Origin of the sequence: Micromonospora echinofusca, from assembly GCF_017614955.1 — a bacterium.
GTDB lineage: Bacteria > Actinomycetota > Actinomycetes > Mycobacteriales > Micromonosporaceae > Micromonospora > Micromonospora echinofusca_A.
This window is the reverse complement of record NZ_WVUH01000324.1, coordinates 1-8,116: the sequence shown is the minus strand read 5'-3', so window position 1 is coordinate 8,116 and position 8,116 is coordinate 1. Positions and strand designations below refer to the sequence as shown.

Genomic DNA, 8,116 nt, shown 5'->3' with positions numbered 1-8,116 from the left:
GGATGCCGGGGAGACCGGCGGGGCCGGTCACGGTCGCCGGCCGTGCATCCTGCACGGGTACGGCGGTTTCGGCGTCTCCATCCCGCCGAGCTACAACCCACTGGCCCTGGCCTGGGTCGCGGCCGGCGGGACGTTCGTGATCGCCCAGGTACGTGGCGGCGGTGAACGTGGCGCCCGGTGGCACCGGGCCGGTACCCGGGCCGGGAAACAACGGGTCGTGGAGGACTTCCACGCCGCTGCCCGGACCCTGATCGAGCAGGGGCTGACCAGCGCGGACCGGTTGGCGGTCTTCGGCGGCTCCAACGGGGGACTGCTGGTGGCCGCCGCCGCCGTCCAGCGCCCCGAGCTGTTCGCCGCCGTGGTGTCGGCGTCACCACTACTGGACATGGTCCGGTACGAGCGCAGCGGACTCGGTGCCGCCTGGCGCAGCGAGTACGGCAGTGCGGACGAGCCGGACGAACTGGCCTGGCTGCTGGCCCTGTCGCCGTACCACCGGGTGCAGCCCGGCGTGGCCTACCCGGCGGCGTTGTTCAGCGTGGCGGCCGGGGACGTACGGGTCGACCCGTTCCACGCCCGCAAGATGTGCGCGGCGTTGCAGTGGGCGACCGTCGGTGCGCGGCCGGTACTCCTGCGGACCGACCCCGAGGCAGGTCACGCCCGTCGTGCGGTCAGCAGCTCCGTCACGATGAACGCCGAGGTCCTGGCTTTCTGCGCGGATCAGACCGGCCTGCGGGCGGAAGTTGATGTCAGTGGCAGCTCATGACCTACCGGGGCGTGGATCTTTCTCCTACCGTCCACCCCTAACGGTTGACCACTGATGAGGAGAACCATAGACATGAGACTCCGCCGTGCACTGGCAGTCATCGCCGCGTTGACCCTCGCCCTCTTCCTGGGCAGTCCCGCCATCAGCTCCCCCCAGGCCGAACCGGCCGCGATCAAGGACAAGATCATCGACCCCTGGCACAACGACCCCTGGCACAAGTAGCGCCCTCGGACCCTCAGTCCAGGAGACCCCGCTTCGCGGCGGCGACCCCGGCCGCGAAGCGGGTCTCCGCCGAGAGGATCTCCATGATCGAGGCGATGTGCCGGCGTACCGTGCGCAGGCTCAGGCCGGTCCGGTTCGCGATCGACTCGTCCTTGAGCCCCAGCGCCATCAGCCGGAGGAGCTGGCGGTGCACGTCGTTGAGCGAACCGCAGGCCGGCGAGGGATTCGACTGCTGGCCCGACAGGGGCGTGGCCCGGGCCCAGAGCAGCTCGTAGTACTGCCGCAACGCGTGCACGATGACCGGCGCGCGGATGTAGAGCACCCCACTCGCGCCGCTCGGGGTCAACGGGACCAGGGCGGCGTCCTCGTCGATCAGCTTCATCTTCATCGGTACGTGCCGGTAGATCCGTACCTCCGTGCCGTGGCTGATCGCGTGCTGGATGAAGTGGTAACCGACCTCGGTGTCGAAGTACTCGGTCGAGTAGATCGACCGCCGCCGGACGCCCCGCTCGACCACCGGCGCGGGCGGCACGCTCGCCTCCTCCTTGCGCAGCGGTACGGTGAACCGCCAGGTGTGCAGCTCCAGGTAGTCACGTTGGGCGGCGTTGACCATCGACAGCGACAGCGCCTGGATGTCCTCACCCGCCGTGATCCGCTTGACCGCCTCGTCCGAGTTGAGGTCCAGCATCCGGCCGAGGAACGCCCGTTGGAGCGTGTCGACATGACGGTGTGCCTCGATCAACCGGGAACTCGAACTGATCAACTGTTCCTGGAGGCTGTCGATCACCCGCTGGAAGGCCAGCGACGGGTCGGTCGGCCGGATCAGCGGCGCGTCGTCGTCGTCGAGGGCCCGGTGGGCGAGCCCCTGCTCGACCAGCCCGGCGAGCCGGTCGGCTGAGCCGACCAGGGCCACCGCCTCGGACTCCGTGCAGTCGCCGTGGAGCGACAGTTTCACGTAACCGTCGACCAGGTCCGTGGGTACGGTGCCGGACAGCAGGTCGGCGATGTGGCGGGCCGACTTCGGGTCGTGACCGTTGAGGCCGGGTCGCAGCGTCATGAGCTCGCCCTCCGTGCTGCGGCGTCTGGCTTCCCTGGCTGGCTGGACAGCGCCTCCCAGCTAACTGATCTTTACATCGTCCCTTAACCACGGCTATCCGCCGCACAGGCACTGGCCTATGGCGAACTACCTGTCAGACGGCACGTTGTCCCTCCCCTACACTGGTCCGCCCTCCTAGCCTCCGTGCCACCAGATCGGTAGGTCCGAAGTGGAGGCGAGGATGGCCAACGACTTGGACATCACCCAGGTCTACCTGCTGCTCCATTCCGGACCCCCGTACTCGCCGGAGGAGATCGCCGAGGCGCTCGACGGCGACCTGGCCAGCGTGCACCGCTGTCTCGACCTGCTCGGGGAGATCGGCATGCTGCGGGCGAGCAGCGTCCCCGGTCGGCTGACCGTGATCCGCCCCGAGGTCGGGATCACCGTCCTGCTCAGCCGGGTGGAGGCGAACGCCGCCCGGGCGGCCCGCCAGGCGCCGACGACCACCCTGTCGATGACCGAGCGGGAGCGTGAGGTGCTGCGTCTGCTCGCCCAGGGCTGCACCGACGAGTCGGTGGCCCGGAGCCTGGGGGTCTCGTTGCGCACCGCCCGGCGGATCGCCGCCGACCTGATGGTGCGGCTCGGTGCCCGCAGCCGTTTCCAGGCCGGCCTGATGGTGTCCCGGGTGCTGACCGACCAGAGCAGGACCCGCCCGACCCGGGCCTGGCCCCCGCAGGCGAACGCGGTGTGACTCCGCCCGGTGCGGCCCATGACGACGTGACCCGGATGACGGTGTCCGATCCGGACAGAGAGGACAAGTGGATGACCGAGCAGCAGACGCTGCCCCGGACCGAACGATCCCCGGCGACCGCCGGGGCCGCGATCACCGTCCGGGATCTCCATCAACGGTACGGCGACTTCGAAGCCGTACGCGGCATCTCCTTCGAGGTCCAGCCCGGTGAACTGTTCGCCCTGCTGGGTACGAACGGAGCCGGCAAGACCACCACGATCGAGGTACTGGAGGGGTTCCGTACCCCTGCGTCCGGATCGGTGCGGGTCCTCGGCCTGGACCCGCACGCGGACCGGGCCCGGCTCCGTGCCCGGACCGGGGTCATGCTCCAGGACGGTGGTTTCGTCGGCGACCTCACCGTCGCCGAGACGGTGCGCTTCTGGCGTGACGTGCTTCCCCGCCGCCCACAGACCGTCGACGAGGCGCTCGCCCGCGTCGACCTGGCGGACAAGGCGAAGGTGCCGGTCCGGCAGCTCTCCGGTGGGCAGAAGCGGCGGCTCGACCTGGCCCTGGCCACCCTCGCCCGGCCGGAGGTGCTCTTCCTGGACGAACCGACGACCGGCATGGACCCCGAGGCCCGACGGAGCACCTGGTCGACCATCCACGAGCTGGTGGACGACGGGACGACGGTGGTGCTCACCACGCACTACCTGGAGGAGGCCGAACGACTGGCCGACCGGATCGCCATCATGCACGGCGGCCGGATCTCGGCCACCGGGACGATCGCCTCGGTGGTCGCCGAACGCGGCAGCCGGGTCCGGTTCCTCGCCCCCGAAGGCGTGCACCTCCCCGTCCTCGACGGGATCAGCGCCACCACCGGGGACCTCGCCGAATACCACCTGGGCGCGGACCCGGCCGCCGCCCAGGACCGGCTACGCCGGCTCCTCGACTGGGCCGACACCAACCGCCTCGTCCTCGACCGGTTCGAGGTGCGCAGCGCCTCGCTGGAGGACGTCTTCCTGGAGATCGCACATGCTGCTTGAACACACGCTCAAGGTGGCCCGACTGGACTTCACGGTCCTGCTCCGCAACCGTACGGCGTTCTTCACCACGATCGCGTTCCCGGTCCTGCTCGGCGGCATGACCCTCGGGCTGGACGAGGGAGTGGTGGAGGGCCTGCCCGTCGGGCTCTACCTGCTGACCGGAATGCTGGCCCTGGTCGGCTTCTTCGTCACCTTCGCCTACCTGACCTCCCTGTTCACGGTACGGCGGGAGGATCTGGTGCTGAAGCGGATGCGCGGCAGCCTCCTGTCGGAGGTGGCCATCCTCGGCGGGAGCGGGCTCACCTGCACCGTCATCTACGTCGTACAGGCTGCGGTCGTCGTCACCATCGGGGTCGTCGGACTCGGTGGCGCCGCCCCGCGGAACGTCCCGCTGCTGCTGCTGACGGTGGTGCTGACGTCGATCATGTTCGTACCCCTGGCGGCGGCCCTCTCCGGGGTGACGAGGACCGGCGAGTCCGCGCAGATCACCGTGCTGCCGGTACTGCTGGTGCTCGCGGGGACCTCGCAGGCCGCGTTCCCCCTGGGCGACATGCCCGAACTGGTGCAACGTCTCTCGGCCGCCATGCCGCTGTCGCCCGTGGTGGACGTCATCCGGATCGCCTACTTCGGCCGGGACTTCACCGACGGGACCGCACCCTACCCGGCGGTGGGGTTCGCGGAGTCCTGGTCGGCTGCGGCGCCGGGCCTGCTGCTCATCCTCGGCTGGACGGTGGTCGGGGTGCTGTTCGCCCGCCGGTACTTCCGTTGGGAGCCGCGGAACGCCTAGCGGGTCCGGCGACCGGGCCGGCGGTGTCCGGCGCCGCCGCCGTCGTCCGACCGGCCGAATCGCGGATCACCGCTCCGCGTCCTCGTATCCTGTTCCGCGCAACCCATTGCCGCAGGAGAGGGGTCCCGTGAGCAACCGGACTGAGACGCTGGAGTTCCAGGCCGAGACGCGTCAGCTGCTCCAGCTGATGGTTCATTCGATCTATTCGAACAAGGACATCTTCCTCCGAGAACTGATCTCCAACGCCTCCGATGCACTCGACAAGCTGCGCCTGGAGTCGCTCGTCGACAAGGACCTCCAGGTCGACACGTCGGATCTGCACATCGAGGTCGAGGTGGACCGGGACTCGCGGACGTTGACCGTCCGGGACAACGGCATCGGCATGTCCCGGGACGACGTCGTCCAGCTCATCGGCACGATCGCCAAGTCGGGTACGGCGGAGCTGCTGCGCCGGATGCGGGAGTCGAAGGACGCCGCCGCGTCGCAGGACCTGATCGGGCAGTTCGGTGTCGGCTTCTACTCGACCTTCATGGTCGCCGACCGGGTGACCCTGCTCACCCGCCGGGCCGGCGAGAGCGGCGCCACCCGCTGGGAGTCGACCGGCGAGGGCACCTACTCGATCGAAACGGTCGACGAGGCCCCGCAGGGCACCTCGGTCACCCTGCACCTCAAGCCGGAGGACAGCGACGACCAGCTCTTCGACTACACCGCCGAGTGGAAGATCCGCGAGATCGTCAAGCGGTATTCCGACTTCATCGCCTGGCCGATCCGGATGACGGTCGAGCGGACCGGCGAGGACGGCGCGACGACCCGGGACGTGCAGACCCTCAACTCGATGAAGGCGCTCTGGGCCCGTCCCCGCGACGAGGTCGGCGCCGACGAGTACCACGAGTTCTACAAGCACGTCAGCCACGACTGGACGGACCCGCTCGACGTCATCCACATGAAGGGCGAGGGCACCTTCGAGTACGAGGCCCTGCTCTTCATCCCGGCGCACGCGCCGCTCGACCTGTTCATGCGGGACGGCAAGCGCGGGGTGCAGCTCTACGTCAAGCGCGTCTTCATCATGGACGACTGTGAAGCGCTGATGCCCAACTACCTGCGCTTCGTCAAGGGCGTCGTCGACGCGCACGACCTGTCCCTGAACATCTCGCGGGAGATCCTCCAGCAGGACCGCCAGATCCAGGTGGTCCGTCGGCGCCTGGTCAAGAAGGTGCTCTCCGCGATCCGCGACATGATGACCAACCACCCCGACCGGTACCGGACCTTCTGGGCGGAGTTCGGTCGGGCGGTGAAGGAGGGGCTGCTCGACGACTTCGACAACCGGGACACCCTGCTGGAGATCCTCTCGGTGGGCTCCACCCACCACCCGGACGAGCAGACCACCCTCAAGCAGTACGTGGAACGGATGAAGGAGGGACAGGCCGGCATCTACTACATGACCGGCGAGTCCCGGTCGATGATCGAGAACTCGCCGCACATGGAGGCGTTCCGGGCCAAGGGGTACGAGGTCCTCATCCTCACCGATCCGGTCGACGAGGTGTGGGTGGAACGGGTTCCCGAGTTCGACGGCAAGCCGTTGCAGTCCATCGCCAAGGGCCAGGTCGACCTCGACACCGAGGAGGAGAAGAAGGGCGCCGAGGCCGAGCGTGAGCAGCAGCAGAAGGACTTCGCTGCGCTGCTCACCTGGCTGACCGGCAAGCTGGCGGCCGACGTCAAGGAGGTCCGGCTCTCGTCCCGGTTGACCACCTCGCCGGCCTGCATCGTGGGTGACGCGCAGGACATCACCCCGACGTTGGAGCGGATGTACCGCGCGATGGGTCAGGAGGTACCGCCGATCAAGCGGATCCTGGAACTCAACCCGACCCACCCGCTGGTCACCGGGCTGCGCAAGGCCCACGAGCAGGGCGGGGACGACGAGGCGTTGGCGGAGACCGCCGAGTTGCTGTACGGGATGGCGCTGCTCGCGGAGGGCGGCGAGCTGTCCGATCCGTCGCGGTTCACCCGGATCCTGGCCGACCGGTTGGCCCGTTCGCTCTAGGGCCGCCGTACCTCCCGACCGGCTGCGCTTGACTTGAACGGAACTTCAACTTTTAGCGTTCTCGATGTCGTCAACCGGCGCGACCGACCCTGGTCCGTCGGCTCCACCGCATCGAGGGGTAACCACCATGACCCAGCCCGGAATCCGACTCGCCCTCGTCGTGGGCAGTACCCGTGAGGGGCGGTTCGGACCGACCGTCGCGCGCTGGTTCGCCCGGCGGGCCGAGCAGTTCGGCCGCTACGACGTGGATGTCGTCGACCTGGTCGAGACGCCGGTACCGGCCGACCTCACCGGCCGACCCGGGCCGACCGAGCAGCGGGCACTCGCCGCCGTCACGCCGAGGCTGGCCGCAGCGGACGCGTTCGTACTGGTCACCCCGGAGTACAACCACAGCTTTCCCGGGGCCCTGAAGAACCTCATCGACTGGCACTCCGTCGAGTGGCACGCCCGGCCGGTGGGCTTCGTCTCGTACGGGGGACTCTCCGGCGGCCTACGGGCGGTGGAGCAGCTGCGCCCGGTGCTGGCCGAGGTGCATGCCGTGACGGTGCGGGAGACGGTGAGCTTCCACGGCTTCTGGGACCGGTTCGGGGCGGACGGTGAACCGACCGACCCGGGCCCGTGCAACGCCGCCGCAGACAAGCTGCTCGCCCAGTTGGCCTGGTGGAGCGACGCGCTCCGGGAGGCCCGGGCGCGGAGCCCCTACCCGGTCTGAGCATCGCGGCCCCGCACCGGTACCTGGTCGACCGGTACGCCCGGGCCTGCGTCGACCGGCACCCGTGCGGTGTCGACCGGCACGCCCGGACGGTCACGCTGGCATACTCGCCAGCCATGGTGCTGTCCCGGGGCTGGTCGCTGTTCCTGCTCGGAGTGGGCGTCTGGACCTGGGCCATCTGGCCCAGGTTCGGCGTCGCCATCTATCAGGATCCCCGTGCCTGGTCGGGCGACCAGGTCGGCTCCGGGTCGCCGACCGCCTTCCTCTGGATCCACGCCCTGCTGATCGGGGCCTCGCTGGCCATCGGCACCACGGTCGGACTGCTCGGGCTCCGCGGCTGGCTATCGGCCCGTCGCCGGAGAACGGCAACGGGCCGATAGCCGTACGGCCGCCGCCGACGCGGATGGCTCTCGGGTGTCCAGCCGGTTACCCAGTGGAGTCGCGTGGTCGTGCCGGATCCCCTGGCGGCCTGACCGTGGCGCGGCACCACCGACGAAACGTCCCGATGTCGTGCCTGGTCAGAGGGGCAATCCGCAGAGCTGGTGCCGAGGGTGGGTTTGGCTCCGGGGGTGCCGGGGTAGCGGGGACGTGGCGTGACTGCCCGTACCCGGGGGGCCGATTTGGTGCTCCTGAGGCGACCGGGTAATGTTCACGTCCGGCAGGGGAACGGACGAGCCAGCGGGTGACCGCAGAGCGGCCGGCCTGCCGAATCCGGTGGTCAAGCGTTGGTGTAGGTTGCTGCGTGCGATCAGCGGGCCGGTTCCGTGTGAAAGTGTGACAGA

The 8,116-nt window shown here is 69.4% G+C and carries 9 protein-coding genes; 8 read left to right on the top strand and 1 reads right to left on the bottom strand.

Annotation, left to right across the window (positions count from 1 at the left end; all coding sequences use genetic code 11):
- Positions 1 to 763: prolyl oligopeptidase family serine peptidase (locus GSF22_RS27155; RefSeq protein ID WP_208816580.1), on the top strand; the 763-nt coding region annotated here is incomplete at its 5' end.
- 72 nt (positions 764 to 835) lie between these two features.
- Positions 836 to 985: a hypothetical protein gene (locus GSF22_RS27150; protein ID WP_208816579.1), complete on the top strand. Its 150-nt coding sequence runs from the start codon at positions 836 to 838 to the stop codon at positions 983 to 985.
- Between the two features lie 13 nt (positions 986 to 998).
- On the opposite strand, the gene GSF22_RS27145 is transcribed toward GSF22_RS27150, so the two are convergent.
- A complete protein-coding gene (locus tag GSF22_RS27145) occupies positions 999 to 2,042 on the bottom strand; it encodes a LuxR C-terminal-related transcriptional regulator (RefSeq protein WP_208816578.1) in 1,044 nt (347 codons plus the stop codon).
- A gap of 220 nt (positions 2,043 to 2,262) precedes the next feature.
- On the opposite strand from GSF22_RS27145, the gene GSF22_RS27140 reads away from it, so the two are divergent.
- From GSF22_RS27140 to GSF22_RS35095, 6 genes are all read left to right on the top strand, one after another.
- Positions 2,263 to 2,772 (top strand): helix-turn-helix transcriptional regulator, encoded by a 510-nt coding sequence (locus GSF22_RS27140; RefSeq protein WP_208816577.1) that lies wholly within the window; start codon positions 2,263 to 2,265, stop codon positions 2,770 to 2,772.
- 71 nt (positions 2,773 to 2,843) lie between these two features.
- A complete protein-coding gene (locus GSF22_RS35530) occupies positions 2,844 to 3,794 on the top strand; it encodes an ABC transporter ATP-binding protein (RefSeq protein WP_208816576.1) in 951 nt (316 codons plus the stop codon).
- A complete protein-coding gene (locus tag GSF22_RS27130; RefSeq protein ID WP_208816575.1) occupies positions 3,784 to 4,581 on the top strand; it encodes an ABC transporter permease in 798 nt (265 codons plus the stop codon). Before GSF22_RS35530 ends, GSF22_RS27130 begins: the two co-directional genes overlap by 11 nt.
- 127 nt (positions 4,582 to 4,708) lie before the next feature.
- Positions 4,709 to 6,622 carry a molecular chaperone HtpG gene (htpG, locus tag GSF22_RS27125; RefSeq protein WP_208816574.1) on the top strand — a complete coding sequence of 638 codons (1,914 nt, stop codon included), beginning with the start codon at positions 4,709 to 4,711 and terminating at the stop codon, positions 6,620 to 6,622.
- A gap of 127 nt (positions 6,623 to 6,749) precedes the next feature.
- On the top strand, positions 6,750 to 7,334 hold the full coding sequence (locus GSF22_RS27120) for an NADPH-dependent FMN reductase (protein ID WP_208816573.1): 585 nt from the start codon (positions 6,750 to 6,752) through the stop codon (positions 7,332 to 7,334).
- Positions 7,283 to 7,714, top strand: a complete 432-nt coding sequence (locus tag GSF22_RS35095) for an SCO4848 family membrane protein (RefSeq protein ID WP_244454204.1) — start codon at positions 7,283 to 7,285, stop codon at positions 7,712 to 7,714. The genes GSF22_RS27120 and GSF22_RS35095 overlap by 52 nt, the downstream gene beginning before the upstream one ends.
- The last annotated feature ends 402 nt before the right edge of the window (positions 7,715 to 8,116 follow it).